At 43.0% G+C, this 18,653-nt stretch carries 19 protein-coding genes; 17 read left to right on the forward strand and 2 right to left on the reverse strand.

Features of this window, described 5'->3' with window-relative positions:
* From B7723_RS06875 to mnmG, 6 genes are all read left to right on the forward strand, one after another.
* The gene (locus B7723_RS06875) at positions 1 to 1,197 is read left to right on the forward strand and encodes an argininosuccinate synthase (RefSeq protein ID WP_084850040.1); all 1,197 of its coding nucleotides are present in this window, start codon (positions 1 to 3) and stop codon (positions 1,195 to 1,197) included.
* Positions 1,198 to 1,224: 27 nt separating this feature from the next.
* Positions 1,225 to 2,616 (forward strand): argininosuccinate lyase, encoded by a 1,392-nt coding sequence (argH, locus tag B7723_RS06880; RefSeq protein ID WP_084850039.1) that lies wholly within the window; start codon positions 1,225 to 1,227, stop codon positions 2,614 to 2,616.
* 369 nt (positions 2,617 to 2,985) lie between these two features.
* On the forward strand, positions 2,986 to 4,107 hold the full coding sequence (gene mnmA / locus B7723_RS06885; protein WP_084850038.1) for a tRNA 2-thiouridine(34) synthase MnmA: 1,122 nt from the start codon (positions 2,986 to 2,988) through the stop codon (positions 4,105 to 4,107).
* A 293-nt stretch (positions 4,108 to 4,400) separates the two neighbouring features.
* On the forward strand, positions 4,401 to 4,856 hold the full coding sequence (locus B7723_RS06895) for an NUDIX hydrolase (RefSeq protein ID WP_084850037.1): 456 nt from the start codon (positions 4,401 to 4,403) through the stop codon (positions 4,854 to 4,856).
* A gap of 8 nt (positions 4,857 to 4,864) precedes the next feature.
* Complete coding sequence (locus B7723_RS06900; protein ID WP_084850036.1) at positions 4,865 to 5,296, forward strand: NUDIX hydrolase; 432 nt, start codon at positions 4,865 to 4,867, stop codon at positions 5,294 to 5,296.
* A complete protein-coding gene (gene mnmG, locus B7723_RS06905; protein WP_084850035.1) occupies positions 5,286 to 7,199 on the forward strand; it encodes a tRNA uridine-5-carboxymethylaminomethyl(34) synthesis enzyme MnmG in 1,914 nt (637 codons plus the stop codon). The genes B7723_RS06900 and mnmG overlap by 11 nt, the downstream gene beginning before the upstream one ends.
* A 199-nt stretch (positions 7,200 to 7,398) precedes the next feature.
* On the opposite strand, the gene rnjA is transcribed toward mnmG, so the two are convergent.
* Complete coding sequence (gene rnjA, locus B7723_RS06910; RefSeq protein WP_000331968.1) at positions 7,399 to 9,078, reverse strand: ribonuclease J1; 1,680 nt, start codon at positions 9,076 to 9,078, stop codon at positions 7,399 to 7,401.
* Position 9,079: 1 nt separating this feature from the next.
* Positions 9,080 to 9,313, reverse strand: a complete 234-nt coding sequence (locus B7723_RS06915) for a DNA-dependent RNA polymerase subunit epsilon (protein WP_084850034.1) — start codon at positions 9,311 to 9,313, stop codon at positions 9,080 to 9,082.
* Positions 9,314 to 10,114: 801 nt separating this feature from the next.
* Between B7723_RS06915 and B7723_RS06920 the strand changes: the two genes are divergently transcribed.
* From B7723_RS06920 to B7723_RS06970, 11 genes are all read left to right on the forward strand, one after another.
* Positions 10,115 to 10,330 carry a hypothetical protein gene (locus tag B7723_RS06920; protein WP_000492029.1) on the forward strand — a complete coding sequence of 72 codons (216 nt, stop codon included), beginning with the start codon at positions 10,115 to 10,117 and terminating at the stop codon, positions 10,328 to 10,330.
* 253 nt (positions 10,331 to 10,583) lie between these two features.
* Positions 10,584 to 11,267, forward strand: coding sequence for a tRNA (adenosine(37)-N6)-threonylcarbamoyltransferase complex dimerization subunit type 1 TsaB (tsaB, locus tag B7723_RS06925; protein WP_084850033.1), 684 nt, complete (start codon positions 10,584 to 10,586; stop codon positions 11,265 to 11,267).
* Complete coding sequence (gene rimI / locus B7723_RS06930) at positions 11,264 to 11,701, forward strand: ribosomal protein S18-alanine N-acetyltransferase (RefSeq protein WP_000569849.1); 438 nt, start codon at positions 11,264 to 11,266, stop codon at positions 11,699 to 11,701. Before tsaB ends, rimI begins: the two co-directional genes overlap by 4 nt.
* Positions 11,691 to 12,701 carry a tRNA (adenosine(37)-N6)-threonylcarbamoyltransferase complex transferase subunit TsaD gene (tsaD, locus tag B7723_RS06935; RefSeq protein ID WP_084850032.1) on the forward strand — a complete coding sequence of 337 codons (1,011 nt, stop codon included), beginning with the start codon at positions 11,691 to 11,693 and terminating at the stop codon, positions 12,699 to 12,701. The genes rimI and tsaD overlap by 11 nt, the downstream gene beginning before the upstream one ends.
* Before the next feature lie 103 nt (positions 12,702 to 12,804).
* Positions 12,805 to 13,665, forward strand: a complete 861-nt coding sequence (locus B7723_RS06940; RefSeq protein WP_084850031.1) for an XRE/MutR family transcriptional regulator — start codon at positions 12,805 to 12,807, stop codon at positions 13,663 to 13,665.
* A gap of 115 nt (positions 13,666 to 13,780) precedes the next feature.
* A complete protein-coding gene (locus B7723_RS06945; RefSeq protein WP_000720891.1) occupies positions 13,781 to 14,446 on the forward strand; it encodes a CPBP family intramembrane glutamic endopeptidase in 666 nt (221 codons plus the stop codon).
* Positions 14,447 to 14,516: 70 nt separating this feature from the next.
* Complete coding sequence (locus B7723_RS06950) at positions 14,517 to 15,743, forward strand: MFS transporter (RefSeq protein ID WP_084850030.1); 1,227 nt, start codon at positions 14,517 to 14,519, stop codon at positions 15,741 to 15,743.
* Between the two features lie 193 nt (positions 15,744 to 15,936).
* Positions 15,937 to 16,545 carry a hypothetical protein gene (locus B7723_RS06955; RefSeq protein WP_084850029.1) on the forward strand — a complete coding sequence of 203 codons (609 nt, stop codon included), beginning with the start codon at positions 15,937 to 15,939 and terminating at the stop codon, positions 16,543 to 16,545.
* A gap of 137 nt (positions 16,546 to 16,682) precedes the next feature.
* On the forward strand, positions 16,683 to 17,378 hold the full coding sequence (locus B7723_RS06960; RefSeq protein WP_084850028.1) for an AzlC family ABC transporter permease: 696 nt from the start codon (positions 16,683 to 16,685) through the stop codon (positions 17,376 to 17,378).
* Positions 17,368 to 17,691: an AzlD domain-containing protein gene (locus tag B7723_RS06965; protein WP_000253936.1), complete on the forward strand. Its 324-nt coding sequence runs from the start codon at positions 17,368 to 17,370 to the stop codon at positions 17,689 to 17,691. The genes B7723_RS06960 and B7723_RS06965 overlap by 11 nt, the downstream gene beginning before the upstream one ends.
* Before the next feature lie 102 nt (positions 17,692 to 17,793).
* Positions 17,794 to 18,636 carry an amino acid ABC transporter substrate-binding protein gene (locus tag B7723_RS06970; RefSeq protein WP_000724968.1) on the forward strand — a complete coding sequence of 281 codons (843 nt, stop codon included), beginning with the start codon at positions 17,794 to 17,796 and terminating at the stop codon, positions 18,634 to 18,636.
* The last annotated feature ends 17 nt before the right edge of the window (positions 18,637 to 18,653 follow it).

Genomic DNA, 18,653 nt, shown 5'->3' on the forward strand with positions numbered 1-18,653 from the left:
ATGAGTAAGGAAAAAGTTATTTTAGCCTATTCAGGTGGATTGGATACATCAGTTGCTATTACATGGTTAAAAAAAGACTATGATGTGATAGCTGTTTGTATGGATGTGGGCGAAGGAAAAGATTTGGAGTTCATCCATGATAAAGCTCTCAAGGTTGGGGCTGTAGAGTCTTATGTCATTGATGTTAAGGAAGAATTTGCTAATGACTATGTTTTAGTGGCCCTTCAGGCTCATGCCTACTATGAACAAAAGTATCCCTTGGTATCTGCTCTGAGTCGCCCTCTTATTTCAAAAAAACTCGTTGAAATAGCTCATCAGACGGGGGCAACCACAATTGCCCATGGTTGCACAGGTAAGGGAAACGACCAAGTTCGGTTTGAAGTCTCTATTGCAGCCTTGGATCCCAATTTAAAGGTAGTTGCGCCTGTTCGTGAGTGGAAATGGTCTCGTGAAGAAGAAATCCAATATGCCAAAGAAAACGGCGTCCCAGTTCCTGCTGACCTTGACAATCCTTACTCTGTTGATCAAAATCTTTGGGGACGTGCAAATGAATGTGGTGTCTTGGAAAATCCTTGGAACCAAGCGCCAGAAGAAGCATTTGGAATCACATCTTCTCCAGAAGAGGCGCCAGACAATCCAGAATTTATTGACATTGAGTTTAGTTGCGGGGTGCCTATCTCCCTCAATGGAGAGAAGATGAAAGTGGCGGATTTGATTCAAAAGCTCAATGAAATTGCGGGCAAACACGGTGTCGGTCGTATTGACCATGTGGAAAATCGCCTAGTCGGTATTAAGTCAAGAGAGATTTATGAGTGCCCAGGTGCTGTGACCTTATTGGCAGCTCATAAGGAGATTGAGGACTTGACTCTTGTGAGAGAAGTGGCTCATTTCAAACCCATTATCGAAAATGAGTTGTCCAATCTCATCTATAATGCCTTGTGGTTTAGCCCAGCAACTCAGGCTTTGATTGCCTATATCAAGGAGACACAGAAAGTTGTCAATGGAACTGCAAAAGTTAAACTTTACAAGGGAAACGCCCAGGTAGTGGCGCGGAAATCTCCAAATTCTCTTTACGATGAAAATTTGGCGACTTATACTAGTGCGGATACTTTTGACCAAGATGCGGCTGTTGGTTTTATCAAGCTTTGGGGGCTTCCGACTAAGGTTTATTCAGAAGTTCAGAAAAATGTTGAGTAGTGACGCGATAGAAAGGGACGACAGAATATGTCGAAAAATACAAAATTATGGGGTGGTCGATTTGAAGGCACTGTGGAAGAGTGGGTAGAACAGTTCGGTGCGAGTATTTCCTTTGACCACCAGCTGGCAAAATTTGATTTGATGGGTTCCCTAGCTCATGTTCAAATGCTAGGACAGACTGGTATTTTAAGTTTGGAAGAGGCAGAGCAGATCCAAGATGGTCTGCAAGCTTTGTTGCGAGATTTAGAGGCGGGAGAGCTTCATTTTGATATTGCAAATGAAGATATTCATATGAATATGGAAGTGTTGCTGACAGAGAAAATCGGTCCTCTGGCTGGGAAACTACACACGGCCCGTTCTCGGAATGACCAAGTCGCAACGGATATGCACTTATATCTAAAGGAGCAGCTTGGGCATGTCTTGGATAAGTTGGCGAATCTGAACAGTGTTTTGCTGGATTTGGCTGAAAAACATGTGGAAACCATCATGCCAGGCTATACCCATTTGCAGCACGCCCAACCGATTAGTTTTGCCCACCATCTCATGGCTTATTACAATATGTTTCAAAGGGACAGCGAGCGTTTTGCATTTAACCTGAAACATACGGACCTATCTCCACTGGGTGCGGCTGCCTTGGCGGGGACAACTTTTCCAATCGATCGTCAATTATCGAGTGATTTACTGGGTTTCCAACAACCCTATACCAATTCCTTGGACGCAGTGAGTGACCGTGATTTCATCTTAGAATTTCTGTCAAATGTCAGTATTTTGATGATGCATATGAGTCGTTTTTGTGAGGAAATCATCAATTGGTGCAGTTTTGAGTATCAGTACATTAGCTTGTCTGATAGCTTTTCAACGGGTTCGTCTATCATGCCCCAGAAGAAAAATCCTGATATGGCGGAATTGATTCGAGGGAAGACAGGACGGGTTTACGGGCACTTATTTGGACTATTGACCGTCATGAAGTCTTTGCCTCTGGCCTATAATAAGGATTTGCAAGAGGACAAGGAAGGCATGTTTGATACAGTAGAAACGATTTTAAATTCTCTGGATGTGTTGGCAGGTATGCTATCGAGCATGCAGGTTAATAAGGCCAAAATGCAGCAATCCACAGAGAATGATTTTTCGAATGCGACCGAACTGGCAGATTATTTGGCTGAGAAAGGACTCCCCTTTAGAGAAGCGCATGAAATAGTAGGGAAATTGGTTCTAGACTCTATCAAGCATGGTAAAAATATCCAAGATTGGGATTTGAAGGAGTTGCAAGCCTACCATCCCTTGATTGAAGAGGATATTTATATCTACTTGCGTCCAGAAACCGCTGTTCAGAGACGGAATTCCTTAGGAGGAACTGGCTTTGAGCAAGTGAAATACCAGATAGAACAAGCGAAGAAAGAACTTAAAGGGGAAAATTGATTCGTTTGCAAAGTAAGGAAGAGAGGTTGAGATGATTTATCAGCCTCTTTCTTGTCTTCTCCAACCAAGCGTGTTATAATGAATACTGCTCAAGCGACCTTCAATCGTTAAGCACACACGACCTTCAATCGTGAACAAGTCATTTCGTTTATCTTTTATTACGTTGTTAACTCGTCTTGCCTAACTCAAGTTATGCCTGCGACTCGTTGCCTATCATATTTTCATTTTAAGATGATAGGCTAAAATGGTCTCCCAGACCATTTTACTCCTAAAAGCAAACGAAAAGACTATACTCGAAGAAATTCTATTGAAAGTCTTAGTAAATAGAATTTTGAGGGTATGAATAAACGAATAGATGGGAGACTTACCATGAGTGATAACTCTAAAACACGTGTTGTCGTGGGGATGAGTGGTGGTGTTGATTCGTCGGTGACGGCTCTCTTGCTCAAGGAGCAGGGCTACGATGTGATCGGTATCTTCATGAAGAACTGGGATGACACAGACGAAAATGGCGTCTGTACGGCGACCGAAGATTACAAGGATGTGGCTGCGGTGGCAGACCAAATCGGCATTCCCTACTACTCTGTCAATTTTGAAAAAGAGTACTGGGACCGCGTTTTTGAGTATTTCCTAGCGGAATACCGTGCAGGACGCACGCCAAATCCAGACGTTATGTGCAACAAGGAAATCAAGTTCAAGGCCTTTTTGGACTATGCCATGACCTTAGGCGCAGACTATGTAGCGACTGGGCACTATGCCCGAGTAGCGCGTGATGAGGATGGCATCGTTCATATGCTTCGTGGCGTGGACAATGGCAAGGACCAGACCTATTTCCTCAGCCAGCTTTCGCAAGAACAACTCCAAAAAACCATGTTCCCGCTGGGGCATCTGGAAAAGCCTGAAGTTCGCAGACTAGCAGAAGAAGCAGGACTTGCGACTGCTAAGAAGAAAGACTCGACAGGAATTTGCTTTATCGGAGAAAAGAACTTTAAAAACTTCCTCAGCAACTACCTGCCAGCTCAGCCAGGTCGCATGATGACCGTAGATGGTCGCGATATGGGCGAGCATGCAGGTCTTATGTACTATACGATTGGTCAGCGTGGTGGACTGGGTATCGGTGGTCAACACGGTGGTGACAATGCCCCTTGGTTCGTTGTCGGAAAAGACCTCAGCAAGAATATCCTCTATGTCGGCCAAGGCTTCTATCATGATTCGCTCATGTCAACAAGCCTAGAAGCCAGTCAAGTCCACTTTACTCGTGACATGCCAGAAGAGTTCACCCTAGAATGTACGGCTAAATTCCGCTACCGTCAGCCTGATTCTAAGATGACAGTACATGTCAAAGGAGATAAGGCAGAGGTCATCTTTGCGGAACCGCAACGCGCCATCACACCAGGACAGGCAGTTGTTTTTTACGATGGTGAAGAGTGTCTAGGTGGCGGTTTGATTGATAATGCTTACCGCGACGGACAAGTTTGTCAGTACATTTAGATTGACAAATTTTCTCAATTTGCTACAATAATAACAGCAATAGAAATGATGGTCAAAGCTCATGGATGTTGCAGGTCTTTTTGTCCTGCACTTCTTACGAGTTTTGACTGTTTTTGTGTCGTTTAATACTCTTCGAAAATCAAATTCAAACCACGTCAGCTTCACCTTGCCGTAGGTATGGTTACTGACTTCGTCAGTCTTATCTACAACCTCAAAACAGTGTTTTGAGCAACCTGCGGCTAGCTTCCTAGTTTGCTCTTTGATTTTCATTGAGTATAAGGGAAAGGACAAAAATGACTCAACAAGACTTTCGGACAAAAGCAGGGAATACGGTTTTTGGTGTTCGGGCGACAGCCTTGATTGTCCAAAATGGCAAGCTCCTAGTCACCAAAGACAAGGACAAGTATTACACTATCGGCGGTGCGATTCAAGTCAATGAAAGTACAGAAGACGCGGTAGTTCGTGAAGTGTGGGAAGAATTAGGTGTCCGAGCTCAAGCTGGACAGCTAGCTTTTGTGGTTGAAAATCGTTTTGAACAAGACGGTGTTTCCTATCACAACATCGAGTTTCATTATCTGGTGAACTTGCTTGAGGATGCCCCATTGACCATGCAGGAAGACGAAAAAATGCAGCCTTGTGAGTGGATTGACTTGGATGAGTTAGAAGATTTCCAACTAGTTCCAGCTTTTCTAAAAACAGCCCTACCAGATTGGGACGGCCAACTAAGACACATTCATCTTGAAGAATAGGAGAGAAAATGATGGTTAAGCTTATTGCCCATGTACTTGTTCATAGTGGTGGTGATTATTTGCTCATTCAGCGTTCGGAAATTAAAAGAGGAGAACCCAACGTTTATCCAACTTACTGGGATATTCCTGGTGGCGGGGTTGAAAAGGGTGAACTTCCGCGAGATGGTGCTCTTAGAGAATGCATTGAAGAAGCGGGAGTTAGGCTAGATAGCAGTTCGCTCAAACTTCTTCACGAAGATAGTCAACTGGATACCTCTAAGGATACGGTTTTTACTCGCTTAGTTTATAAAGCAGAGTGGGTTGGGGAGAAGCCAATTATCAGATTAGATCCTGAAGAGCATACACACTTTAAATGGGTTACTATGGATCAAGCTATAGAGGAGGAGAAGTTAGTTCCTTATTTGCGAGAAATTTTTGAAAGGTTAAGAAATGACTTATAATTTTACGGAAGAATACGATATTATTGTAATCGGTGCGGGGCACGCTGGGGTGGAGGCATCCCTAGCTGCTAGCCGTATGGGCTGCAAGGTCTTGCTTGCGACCATCAACATTGAAATGCTGGCTTTCATGCCTTGTAATCCTTCTATCGGTGGCTCTGCCAAAGGGATTGTCGTGCGTGAAGTCGATGCTCTCGGTGGCGAAATGGCTAAGACCATTGACAAGACTTACATCCAGATGAAGATGCTCAACACAGGGAAAGGTCCTGCTGTTCGCGCCCTTCGTGCGCAGGCTGACAAGGAACTTTACTCTAAGGAAATGCGCAAGACGGTTGAAAACCAAGACAACCTCACTCTACGTCAAACCATGATTGATGAGATTTTGGTGGAAGATGGCAAGGTTGTCGGTGTTCGTACAGCAACCCATCAAGAGTATGCTGCAAAGGCCGTTATCGTGACGACAGGGACTGCCCTCCGTGGGGAAATTATCATCGGAGACCTCAAGTACTCGTCAGGGCCAAACCATAGTCTAGCTTCGATCAACCTAGCTGACAATCTCAAGGAACTGGGTCTCGAAATCGGTCGGTTCAAGACAGGTACCCCTCCACGTGTTAAGGCTTCCTCTATCAATTATGACGTGACAGAGATTCAGCCAGGAGACGAGGCACCTAATCACTTCTCATACACTTCACGTGATGAGGACTATGTCAAGGACCAAGTGCCATGCTGGTTGACCTACACCAATGGTACCAGCCATGAGATTATCCAAAACAATCTCCACCGCGCGCCTATGTTTACAGGTGTAGTCAAGGGTGTGGGACCTCGTTACTGTCCGTCGATTGAGGACAAGATTGTGCGCTTTGCGGACAAGGAACGTCACCAACTTTTCCTAGAGCCAGAAGGACGCAATACAGAGGAAGTCTATGTCCAAGGTCTTTCAACCAGTCTGCCTGAGGATGTACAGCGTGACTTGGTTCATTCCATCAAAGGTTTGGAAAATGCTGAGATGATGCGAACGGGTTATGCTATCGAATACGACATGGTCTTGCCACACCAGTTGCGTGCAACACTTGAAACCAAGAAAATCTCAGGACTCTTCACAGCTGGTCAAACAAATGGAACGTCAGGTTACGAAGAAGCTGCTGGCCAAGGGATTATCGCTGGTATCAATGCGGCTCTGAAAATCCAAGGCAAGCCTGAATTGATTTTGAAGCGCAGTGACGGTTATATCGGGGTCATGATTGACGACTTGGTGACCAAGGGAACGATTGAGCCTTATCGCCTTTTGACCAGTCGTGCTGAATACCGTCTCATCCTCCGTCATGACAATGCTGATATGCGATTGACAGAGATGGGGCGCGAGATTGGTCTTGTGGACGATGAACGTTGGGCTCGTTTTGAAATCAAGAAAAATCAATTTTACAATGAGATGAAGCGCCTAGACAGTATCAAACTCAAGCCGGTCAAGGAAACCAATGCCAAGGTTGAGGAGATGGGCTTCAAACCGTTGACAGATGCAGTAACGGCCAAGGAATTCCTTCGTCGCCCAGAAGTGTCTTATCAAGATGTGGTGGCCTTCATCGGTCCAGCTGCAGAGGACTTGGATGACAAGATTATCGAATTGATAGAAACAGAAATCAAGTACGAGGGTTATATTTCCAAAGCCATGGATCAGGTTGCCAAGATGAAACGCATGGAAGAAAAACGCATTCCAGCCAATATCGACTGGGATGACATTGACTCTATCGCAACAGAAGCCCGTCAGAAGTTCAAACTTATCAATCCAGAAACTATCGGCCAAGCCAGCCGTATTTCGGGAGTAAACCCAGCAGATATTTCTATTTTGATGGTGTATTTGGAAGGTAAAAATCGTAGTATTTCCAAAACTCTTCAAAAATCAAAATGATACGTCGTTGGCTTCTTACGAATGAGTTCAAAGCTTGGCTTTGATTCATCTACAACCTCCCATAGTTCCCCGAACTATGGGAGCTAACTTGAGTTATGCTTTTGCCTAGCCTTCTAGTCTGATTTCGATTTTTATTGAGTTTCAATCTCAAAAGAAAGCATAGAGAAAAACAGCTCCGAAGACGGGGCTGTTTTGTGCTTTATTCTTCATCTGGTGTGAGGATCATCGGGATAATGATCGGTTCACGTTCTGTATTTTCATAAAGGAAGGGACGAATAGCGTTGACAATGGCACCATTGACAGATTGGATGCTAGCATCCTTGTTTTTCAATGCGATACGAATAGCATTGAAGAGGATGCGCTGGCTTTGGCGAATCAAGTCGCCAGACTCTCTCATGTAGACAAAGCCTCGGCTGAGGATATCTGGACCAGACAAGATCATTTTAGATTTGAAGTCAACAGTTGCGACTGCAAGTACAACACCGTCTTCAGATAGATCACGACGATCTTTGAGGACAGCTGCACCGATTTCGCCAATACGATTTCCATCGACATAGATGTCTTGGGCGTTGAAGTGGCCTGCGATACGAGCAGAGTTAGCAGTAAGGGCAAGGACATCACCATTGCTCATGATAAAGATATTGTCCTTCTCGACACCAGTATCCACTGCTAGTCCAGCGTGGACTTTCTGCATACGATATTCACCGTGGACAGGCATGAAGTATTTGGGCTTGATCAAACGGAGCATGAGTTTTTGCTCTTGCTGACCACCGTGTCCAGAGGTGTGGATATTGTTGATTTTACCGTGAATGACTTCGACGCCAGCTTCTGAAATGATGTTAATCAGCTTGTTGACGCTAGTGGTGTTTCCAGGGATTGGGCTAGAAGAGAAGATAACGGTATCGCCGGGTTGGAGTTGCACTTGACGGTGGGTTCCGTTGGCGATACGAGAGAGGGCTGCCATCGGCTCCCCTTGACTACCTGTACAAAGGATAAGAACCTCGCCAGCAGGGTAGTCTTTGATTTCATTTGGCTCGATAAAGGTTCCCTTAGGAGCTTTGATGTAGCCAAGTTCGATCCCGTTGACAATGGCCTTTTCCATAGAACGACCAAAGACTGCAATCTTGCGTCCGGTCTTAACAGCAGCATCTGTTGCTTGCTGGAGACGGAAAATATTGGAGGCAAAGGATGCAAATATGATGCGTCCTTCAATGCCTTGGATGATCTTCATGATGGACTGGCCAACGACTTTTTCAGAGTTGGTAAAGGTTGGTACTTCCGCATTTGTCGAGTCAGACAGGAGACAGAGCACACCTTCTTCACCAAGGGCAGCCATACGGTGCAAGTCTGCAGGTTCTCCAACTGGAGTAAAGTCAAACTTAAAGTCACCCGTACAAACGATTTTCCCTTGAGGAGTATGAATGACAATCCCTAAAGGCTCTGGAATGGAGTGGGTTGTTCTAAAGAAAGTCGCCTTGAGATTTTTAAAGGTCAACTCAGTGTTGTGGTTGATTTCGTATAGTTTGGCGTTGCGTAAGAGACCATGTTCTTCGAGTTTTCCACGGATCAAAGCCAGGGCAAGCGGTCCAGCGTAGATAGGGACATTTGCTTGCTTGAGCAGGAAAGGAATCCCACCGATGTGATCCTCGTGTCCGTGTGTGATCAAGACAGCCTTGACGCGGTCGATATTGTCTACGATGTAAGAGTAATCAGGAATGACATAGTCGATACCCAGCAAGTCATCTTCTGGGAATTTAATCCCAGCATCAACGATAATAATCTCGTCTTGGTATTCAATTCCGTATGTGTTTTTCCCGATTTCTCCCAGACCACCGATGGCAAAAACGCCGACTTCTTCAGGTTTAAGAGTGTAGGCCATATTAGAACTCCGTAATCTCGAAAGCGCCAGTTTCTTTATCGTAATCTAGCAATTTGTCAGACAAGAGTTCGATGAATTCGATGTTGTACTCTGGGCGGTTTTCTTCGACAAGTTGGCGAGCAGCGATACGGCCCTCAAGTTCTGAGTTGGCATCGATGTCTAGGTAAAGTGAGCGTGTTGTTTCACGACGTGGGCTACGTTCTTTTGTTTCTTGATAAAAAACTTTGTAAATCATATAGTTCCTTTCTATTTACAGGTCAGCTTATTCCAAACTTTTAGCAGAGATTTGCTTGATTTCATTCCATTTTGTGTCTAGATTGACCTTGATTCGTTACAATTATTTCAATTATACCACAAAATGAAAAATTAGTAAAAGACGGAAATGGAGAAAGTCTGGAGGGGAAGAAGGAGCAAAAAGACAGGTAGGATTTGGTCGGAGAGCGCTTAGGTGTTATAATGAAAGGGGGAATCTAAAGAGATAGTAGATTTGAGGAAGAATATAGTTCTAGTTTCATTAATCGTTGGTGTAGATGGTTGGGGCAGAATGATATCTTTGAAAAAAGAAAAAGCCCTTGAGAAATCTCGAGAGCAACCAAAAAGGCTGAGACAAAATTAAGGGATCTTTCTGAGCAAGCTCAAGGGGCAGCACCATTACCTGAAGTGATTGAATCACAACCTTTGAAAGACTTGTCACCAAGTCAGACCAAATCTCAACCTTTACCCCATTTTATCATTTACTCAACTAAGAAATCAATCTATAAGTATAACGATGTAGAAATAGCATGAAGTGGAGTGCTTACTAAAGAGGCAAAGAAAAGCTCCTGACCGAAGTCAAGAGCCGTCAAACACTGGGGGCGAATTGTTCAATCGCAATTTCAGTTCTTTAGAAACCAAAGTTTCAGGGATAGCACTGCAACCCGAAGAGTCAACGACTCAACCTGATTTTCCTACCAGTGTTGAATTACATTTTAACATTGATAGACCAACATTGTCAACAGTTTATATAAAAATAGGAATACCAAAAGGAGGATTAAGAATGTTTAGTTTGTTTGAATTTGCAGTAGGGGTTCGCCTCTTGATGTTTGTAGTCTTTGTAGCTTGTGTCTATGGGGGGAATGCCCTGTTTGTGCATCTGGAACACCGCAAAACAAAATTCCTTTGGAAGCTTGCTTTTGTGACGCTCTATTCAATTTTTCTCCTCCTTGTAACCTATGTTGTCTGGCTCGTTTTCTACTTTGGTTTAAATGCCTAAAGTCAATTATTCCTCTAGATATACAGAAAATCCACCTCGTCTTGATAGATGGGATGGATTTTTCTATTTTTAGGTGCTATCTTTATTGTTATGACGATGATTTCTAACGTCGAAAATCGAGTTAAGGCATATATGACTTATTTACACTTCTTTTTGTCTAAGTGGTAGGCCCTTTTGTTTCAAAACAAAGAAAATTCCCATGCGCTAGCTTTTGTAGTATAATAGTAAACAGACAAAAAGATAGGAATGTGTTATGAAAGTATTAGCTTTTGATACGTCCAGCAAGGCTCTTTCTCTAGCCATTTTAGAGGACAAGCAGGTTCTTGCCGAGACGACGATTAATATTAAGAAAAACCACAGCATTACCCTGATGCCGGCTATTGATTTTCTGATGAATAGTCTGGATATGAAGCCGACGGATTTGGATCGTATCGTAGTTGCTCAAGGTCCGGGCAGCTACACAGGTCTGAGAATTGCGGTGGCGACAGCCAAGACTCTGGCCCATACCCTGAACATTGAGTTAATTGGTATGTCGAGTCTTTTGTCTCTGGTACCGCGCCAACAAGAAGGCTTACTTGTTCCCCTGATGGATGCGCGTCGCAACAATGTTTATGCAGGATTTTATGAAAATGCCAAACCTGTCATGCCAGAAGCACACTTGTCCTTTGCGGAAGTGCTTGAAAAAGTCACGGATGCTGAACAGGTGACCTTTGTTGGAGAAGTTGGCCCCTTTGTGGAGCAGATCCAAGAACAGCTACCACAAGCTAGTTACCAGGAAACCTTGCCAAATGCAGCTAATCTAGCTCTTTGGGCATGGGACAAGAAAGCAGACTCCTTGCACGATTTTGTACCAAACTATCTCAAGCGTGTAGAAGCTGAGGAAAACTGGCTCAAGAACCATACCGAGTCTGGTGAGTCTTACATTAAACGCCTATGATAGAAATCAAACGAATCCAACAGCGACCTGCCCTAGCTCAAGCCATCTACGCTGTCATGGCAGCTGTTTACCCAGTCAGTCCTTGGACCCTGGAACAAATCCAAGCAGACCTGTCTCAAGACCAGACATGGTATGCTGTGGCTTATGATGGGGCAGAAGTGATTGGCTTTCTAGCTGTTCAGGAGAATCTCTTTGAGGCAGAAGTCTTGCAAATCGCTGTCAAAAAAGCCTATCAGGGGCAGAAAATCGCGACAGCCTTGTTTGACTTTTTGCCTGCCGACAAAGAAATTTTCCTCGAAGTCAGAAAGTCAAACCAACGAGCGCAAGCATTTTACAAGAAAGAAAAGATGGCGGTCATCGCTGAGCGAAAGGCCTACTACCATGACCCAGTCGAGGACGCCATCATCATGAAGAGAGAAATAGATGAAGGATAGATACATTTTAGCATTTGAGACATCCTGTGATGAGACCAGTGTCGCCGTACTGAAAAACGATGATGAGCTCTTGTCCAATGTCATTGCGAGTCAAATTGAGAGTCACAAACGCTTTGGGGGCGTAGTGCCAGAAGTGGCCAGTCGTCACCATGTCGAGGTTATTACAGCCTGTATCGAGGAAGCACTGGCAGAAGCAGGAATTACCGAAGATGACGTAACAGCCGTTGCCGTTACTTATGGACCGGGCTTGGTTGGAGCCTTACTAGTTGGTTTATCAGCTGCTAAGGCCTTTGCTTGGGCACATGGACTTCCGCTGATTCCCGTTAATCACATGGCTGGTCACCTCATGGCAGCTCAGAGTGTGGAGCCTTTGGAGTTTCCTTTGTTGGCACTCTTGGTCAGCGGAGGACACACCGAGTTGGTCTATGTTTCCGAGGCTGGTGATTATAAAATTGTTGGGGAGACACGAGACGATGCGGTTGGTGAGGCCTATGATAAGGTTGGCCGTGTCATGGGATTGACCTATCCAGCAGGTCGCGAGATTGATGAGCTAGCTCATCAGGGGCAGGATATTTATGACTTTCCTCGTGCTATGATTAAAGAAGACAATCTGGAGTTCTCATTCTCAGGTTTGAAGTCTGCCTTTATCAATCTTCACCACAATGCCGAGCAAAAGGGAGAGAGCTTGTCCAAGGAAGACCTGTCAGCATCTTTCCAAGCAGCAGTCATGGATATTCTTATGGCCAAAACCAAGAAGGCTTTAGAAAAATACCCTGTTAAAACCCTTGTTGTCGCAGGTGGTGTGGCGGCCAATAAAGGTCTTAGAGAACGCCTAGCAGCCAAAATCACAGATGTCAAGGTTATCATCCCTCCCCTACGCCTTTGCGGAGACAATGCAGGTATGATTGCTTATGCCAGCGTCAGCGAGTGGAACAAAGAAAATTTTGCAGGCTTGGACCTCAATGCCAAACCAAGTCTCGCCTTTGATACCATGGAATAAAGAGTCAGCTTGAGGCTGGCTTTTTAACTACAAGAAATGTCAGAATATTTTGACAAATCTGTAAGAATGATGATATAATATTTAAAAATTAGGAGGTGGTCAGATGATTGAGAGAATGGAATTGGGAGAGTTTTACAAGGAACTGCGCCTGGCGAGAAAACTCAAGCAGTCAAATGTGGCTTGTGATGGGCTGACAGCATCCCAGCTATCCAAGTTTGAACTGGGACAGTCTATGCTGTCTGCAGATAAACTGATACTAGCTATCCAAGGGATAAATGTGACCTTCGATGAGTTTGGACACAAGCTTAATAATTATCAGGAATCCCCACACATGCGATTTGGACGAAAGGTTGTAGATCGTTTTGCCCATCAAGATATAGCTGGCTTAGAGAAACTATTAGAGGAAGTCGAGCAGGAACAGATGGCGCAGACCTATCGTCGTTTGAATGCTATTGTGATCAAAGATGCTATCCATTCCTTGGATAAAAACTATCCGCTAGAAGAGGATAGTGAGTTTTTGACTAGCTACCTCTATGCTATCGAGTCTTGGACCTGGTTTGAACTCTATATTTTTTGCAATACCATGCCCTTCTTGAGCAACCAAGATCTAATCTTTTTATCAACCTCTTTACTTGAAAAATCAAAGGAATTTAAAGAGTTAGTACACAATCGATTGTATATGAAACAAGGGCTGTTAAATATCATCTCAGAGCTCATGGAGCGCAAACTTTTTTCTTATATCCCAATCTTTGAAGCCGAGCTGGAGAGTATGCTCCGTCCATACGATGTTTTTGAGAAATTATTGTGGCAGTTTTTAAAGAAGATGAGCATTTTCCTTCAAACTAAGGGAAGCAATCAAAAAGAGATTGAACACTTTATCCAATCTCTGCAAATATTAGAAAATCCCCAATTAATAGCCCTTTTTGAACTACGCTTACAGCAATATAAAGAACTTATCGATTAATCCACTATCGCAAATGAGAGATTTCTATGAGAAAAAATGTCAAATATGCGATTTACTAAAATGTGGTGATTTCTGTGTTATACTATCCTTATTTCATAGTATAGGAGAAAATAGAATGAAAAAGATAATCTCACGCTACTACTTTTTTATAGCCGTTTTACTTGTCATTGCTGACCAGTTCTTCATTCGTCTGGTCTTACACAGCGACCTTGCTGCTGGTCTATCTGACTTTGCCTATTATTTGTCGGATATGCTGTTGAATTTTCTTGTGGTTTTGCTTGCTATTATTGTTATGATTTGGTCGGGAAAATGGCAGAAAATTAACAGTCGAAAATTTAGAGGTTCCTATCTTTTTTATTCCTTTTTAGCTCTTCTTGCTTTTGTTATTTGGAATTTCGTCACATTTTATCTTTTCCCATCTACCAAAAATGAAATTGCTTATCAACTGGATGTCCCTACTTTTACGGGAGCAACGGCATTTTTGATGTATTTTTTCTATCCTGTGATTGCAGGTCCCATTTTTGAAGAGATGATTTATCGTGGATTGGTGATGACCGCTCTGGAAAAAGGAAAGAAGTGGGGACTGGATGTGCTTGGTTCAGCTGCTTTGTTTGGAATCTTGCACATTAGTAACCACGGTTGGGTCTTGACAGACTTTTTCGTATATATGGGTGGCGGTCTCATATTTGCAGTCTTATTTAGAGTGACAAAGTCCATTTATTGGCCTATTGGACTGCACATAGTCTACAATGGCATTGGTCAAATTTTACCGTTGCTGTAATTTTAGGTGCTCAGCAATATCGGTCTATCCTTGGGAAGAACTTCCCATTTGAATTCAAAAAGGAGTTGCGATGAAAGTATTTATTCAAAATAGAGATTTTAGGCAATTAACCATCAACCAGTGGATTTCGACGGTTGGGGATACGATTTTTTATCTTGCTTTTTTGAATTATGTAGCAGACGCTTCGTTTGCCCCCTTGGCAATTTTACTCATTACGATTTCAGAGACTGTTCCTCAAGTTCTGCAAATCTTTATGGGAGTTTTGGCTGACTTTCAACATCATCGTGTTCTAAAGTATACGGTTATTAGTTTTGTCAAATTTGTACTTTATTCTATAGTTGCACTTTCGCTTTCAGGGCAGTCCTTTTCCTTATGGCTTGTATTCTTTATTTGTTTGATGAACCTCTTGTCGGATACATTGAGTTACTTTTCAGGAGCCATGCTAACTCCTATTTTTATAAGAATCATTGGGAAAGAACATCTGACAGAAGCTATTGGCTTTAAACAATCAACAGTTAGTTTAGTTCGGACAATCAGTAATATTCTAGGAGGGGTTTTACTAGGAATTCTTTCCATTCAGTTCATTTCCTTGCTAAACGCTCTGACGTTTCTGATAGCATTTGTAGGTATTCTTCTCATAAAAAATGATCTTTTGAAAGTTGAAAAAACAATTAGCTATCAAGAAGGTCTTTCTATAAAATCGTTTTGCCAGCATTTGTTCCAATCATCGAAATTGATCTGGAATATGGATAGAGTGATCTTCATTTTGTTTATCGTCTCTATCAGCCAAGCTGTGATCAATGTCACTGTTCCTATTTCGACTCTTTTTTTAAGAAACCAACCGTTTTTGAATTTACAAACTGGTCAATCGCTCGCTTTGTTATCAACGCTAGAATTGTTAGCACTTATTGTTGGAAGTCTTGTAAGTGGCTATCTGAAAAATACGATTTCTATAAAAACAGCTCTATACGCTTCGGTCGTCATCCAGTTACTCCTTCTAGTAGGATTTGCCACAGTTCATTTTGGCTTGATTCTGCTTTTCAGCTCCTTGGATGCCTTCATCGCAGGGTTACTCTCTCCTAGATTGCAAGAACTCGTCTTTAAACAAATACCTGAGGAGTCAATGGGAGCGGTTCAATCCTCTATTGGTGCTATTACGGTTGTCTTACCAAGTCTATTCACAATCGTTTTCGTAACGATTGCTACAAGTTTTGGGACCCTAGCGGTCAGCTTTATTCTATTGCTATTACTCCTAACCGCATTTGTCATGCTCTTGAATATTCGTGAGAGCATTTAGTAGGGAACTTTGATTTAACTTTTGTTCATACGATAAGGCTGGCTTTCCAGTCTTTTTCTTATCTTCAATATCTAATAATAGTCCTTGTTCAATTCCTTGTTACCTTAAATGAAAAAGTAATTTTAGAATCTAACCACGGAATCCAACTCTATCAAAGTTTGTCAATCATAGAGTTTTTTAGTATAGTAGAAATATGAAATTTACAAAAATAATCAGTGGTTTGCTTGCTATTGGAGCTTTACTCATGCTTTTATCAGCTTGCCAGAATATCAAAAAAACACAACTGGTCTTGTTTGAATCCCTTTCGTTCGGTATGTCTCCTAAATCTGTTGAAGAAAGATTTGGAAAGGCAAGCGAGGTGGAGGAAGAAAAGGAAACGGCCTATCGCGATACCTGGCGTGCAGAAGATCCGTATTTCTATAAAACAGGGCGTCTTTTCTATCACTATGAGCAGATTACTTTGAAAGGCTATACAGGTCGAGCGACCTTTACATTTTCAAAATCGCATCGTTTGGAAACAGTAGAGGCTTATTTTCCCGTTACCTCAAAAGCTGAGCAGCAAGCATTGCTCGATAACTTATCCCAGACTGTAAAAAAAGAGCTTGAAGAACTCCCAGATTACCAGTCCATGACAACTGAGACAGTAGGCATCTATGATGACGGTTATCGCTACAAGGTCAAGTTAAAAGGACAACAGTGGGAACTCTGGGTTGATGTCTATCCAACAGAAAATAAATATGCTACAGACACAGAAACCGATAAGTATACTATCCGAGTGGATCAATTTCTCATGTATCCATGATGCTTCCTCTTCAGCACTTTTTGCTGGCACTTAGTTTCGATTCCGAAACTTTTTTCTCATTCCTGAATATGTTATAATAGTCCGTGCTGTGGCTGTGATGATGAACAGCCTCAATTGGAGAGAATATGAGGAGAAGGATGAAAGAAAAAGGATTTTGGGAAGGTGTACAGGCAGCCATGCCGACTGCCCTTGGCTATGTCAGCATTGGTCTGGCTTGTGGGATTATTGGCGCGTCCTATGTGACACCTGTTGAGATGGGCTTGATGAGCCTCTTTGTTTATGCTGGGAGCGCCCAGTTTGCCATGTTGGCACTGATTGCGGTCCAAGCGCCTGTGGCAGCTATTGCTATGACGGTCTTTTTGATCAACTTGCGACTCTTTTTGCTGAGCTTGCATGCATCGACCTATTTCCGTCATACTAGTCTTTGGCAAAATATCGGCATGTCCAGTCTCCTGACAGATGAGACCTATGGGGTTTTGATGGGAGAATTAGCCCATACAGACAAGGTCCATCCTATGTGGATGCACGGGAACAATCTCAATAGTTATGTAGCCTGGTTTATTGGGACAGTGGCGGGGACAGCTTTAGGTGGCCTTCTTCCAAATCCTGAAGTCTTTGGCTTGGACTTTGCCCTTGTTGGGATGTTTATCGGGATTTTTACTTCACAATTTCAGATTATGCAAAGACGGGTTCCTGTCCGCAATCTGCTGCGGATCCTAGCCGTGGTTGTGGTGTCCTTCTTTTTGCTCTTGACAGTGGTGTCTCAGTCGCTAGCTGTTTTGTTTGCGACCTTGCTAGGTTGTACCATGGGGGTGGTCTTAGATGGTCAGTAAATATCTTTTGTTAGCCGTTATCTTTTCAGGTCTAGTGACTTGGATTCCCCGTATGATTCCCTTCATCTTGGTTAAGTACAAGGGGCTGCCAGCTATCGTTGAGCGTTTTTTGAAGTTCTTGCCTGTTTCCATTATCTTTGCCTTGATCCTTTCAAGCGTAGTGACTGGCAAGGTTGGCAGCCTTCCTCAGATCAAATGGCTGGACTTTTTAGCAGTCTTTCCAACGGCTTGGGTAGCCTTTCGCTACCGCAATCTAGTGGGTACGGTTCTTTTTGGAGTAGTCTTGATTGCAGTCTTGCGTCTGGTCTTTTAGTCAGCCATAAAAAAAACCTATCACCGAGATAGGTATCATATAATGGCGAAAAAAAATATTTTCTGTTAAGATAGTAAAGTATTCTATTTTGGAGGAAATGACATGAAAAAAATCGTCAAATATTCATCTCTTGCTGCTCTAGGACTTGTTGCCGCAGGTGTACTAGCAGCTTGCTCAGGCGGAGATAAGAAAGATACTGCAACTAGCGAAGCAGCATCTGGTAAGAAAGAAATTATCGTTGCAACCAATGCTTCACCAAAACCATTCAACTACGAAGAAAATGGCGAGTTGACTGGTTATGAGATTGAAGTAGTTCGTGCTATCTTTAAAGACTCTGACAAATACGATGTTAAGTTTGAAAAGACAGAGTGGTCAGGTGTCTTTGCAGGCCTTGATAGCGATCGCTACCAAATGGCTGTGAACAATATTAGTTATACCAAAGAACGCGCTGAGAAATACCTTTATGCAGCCCCAACTGCTAAGAACCCTAACGTTCTTGTAGTGAAAAAAGACGACTCTAGCATCAAGTCGCTTGATGATATCGGAGGCAAGTCTACTGAGGTTGTTCAAGGGACAACATCAGCTAAACAGCTAGAAGATTATAACAAACAACACGCAGACAATCCAACGGTTCTTAACTACACCAAGGCTGATTTCCAACAAATCATGTCACGTTTGAGCGATGGTCAGTTTGACTACAAGATTTTTGATAAAATCGGTGTAGAGACAGTTATCAAAAACCAAGGTTTGGACAACTTGAAAGTCATTGAACTTCCAAGCGACCAACAACCTTACGTTTACCCACTTCTTGCTAAAGGTCAAGATGAGTTGAAATCATTTGTAGACAAACGCATCCAAGAACTCTACAAAGACGGAACTCTTGAAAAATTGTCTAAACAGTTCTTCGGAGACACTTATCTCCCAGCAGAAGCTGATATTAAATAGTCGTATGAAATCATCCA

The sequence above is a fragment of the Streptococcus oralis subsp. oralis genome, assembly GCF_002096435.1.
GTDB classification, from domain to species: domain Bacteria; phylum Bacillota; class Bacilli; order Lactobacillales; family Streptococcaceae; genus Streptococcus; species Streptococcus oralis_AA.

Coding starts and splice junctions, on each gene's coding strand:
- B7723_RS06955 (WP_084850029.1), top strand. CDS start 15,937: ATGAAATTTACAAAAATAATCAGTGGTTTGCTTGCTATTGGAGCTTTA.
- argH (WP_084850039.1), top strand. CDS start 1,225: ATGTCGAAAAATACAAAATTATGGGGTGGTCGATTTGAAGGCACTGTG.
- B7723_RS06900 (WP_084850036.1), top strand. CDS start 4,865: ATGATGGTTAAGCTTATTGCCCATGTACTTGTTCATAGTGGTGGTGAT.
- B7723_RS06970 (WP_000724968.1), top strand. CDS start 17,794: ATGAAAAAAATCGTCAAATATTCATCTCTTGCTGCTCTAGGACTTGTT.
- B7723_RS06950 (WP_084850030.1), top strand. CDS start 14,517: ATGAAAGTATTTATTCAAAATAGAGATTTTAGGCAATTAACCATCAAC.
- B7723_RS06895 (WP_084850037.1), top strand. CDS start 4,401: ATGACTCAACAAGACTTTCGGACAAAAGCAGGGAATACGGTTTTTGGT.
- B7723_RS06940 (WP_084850031.1), top strand. CDS start 12,805: ATGATTGAGAGAATGGAATTGGGAGAGTTTTACAAGGAACTGCGCCTG.
- B7723_RS06945 (WP_000720891.1), top strand. CDS start 13,781: ATGAAAAAGATAATCTCACGCTACTACTTTTTTATAGCCGTTTTACTT.
- rimI (WP_000569849.1), top strand. CDS start 11,264: ATGATAGAAATCAAACGAATCCAACAGCGACCTGCCCTAGCTCAAGCC.
- mnmA (WP_084850038.1), top strand. CDS start 2,986: ATGAGTGATAACTCTAAAACACGTGTTGTCGTGGGGATGAGTGGTGGT.
- B7723_RS06915 (WP_084850034.1), bottom strand. CDS start 9,313: ATGATTTACAAAGTTTTTTATCAAGAAACAAAAGAACGTAGCCCACGT.
- B7723_RS06875 (WP_084850040.1), top strand. CDS start 1: ATGAGTAAGGAAAAAGTTATTTTAGCCTATTCAGGTGGATTGGATACA.
- B7723_RS06920 (WP_000492029.1), top strand. CDS start 10,115: ATGTTTAGTTTGTTTGAATTTGCAGTAGGGGTTCGCCTCTTGATGTTT.
- rnjA (WP_000331968.1), bottom strand. CDS start 9,078: ATGGCCTACACTCTTAAACCTGAAGAAGTCGGCGTTTTTGCCATCGGT.
- B7723_RS06960 (WP_084850028.1), top strand. CDS start 16,683: ATGAAAGAAAAAGGATTTTGGGAAGGTGTACAGGCAGCCATGCCGACT.
- mnmG (WP_084850035.1), top strand. CDS start 5,286: ATGACTTATAATTTTACGGAAGAATACGATATTATTGTAATCGGTGCG.
- tsaB (WP_084850033.1), top strand. CDS start 10,584: ATGAAAGTATTAGCTTTTGATACGTCCAGCAAGGCTCTTTCTCTAGCC.
- B7723_RS06965 (WP_000253936.1), top strand. CDS start 17,368: ATGGTCAGTAAATATCTTTTGTTAGCCGTTATCTTTTCAGGTCTAGTG.
- tsaD (WP_084850032.1), top strand. CDS start 11,691: ATGAAGGATAGATACATTTTAGCATTTGAGACATCCTGTGATGAGACC.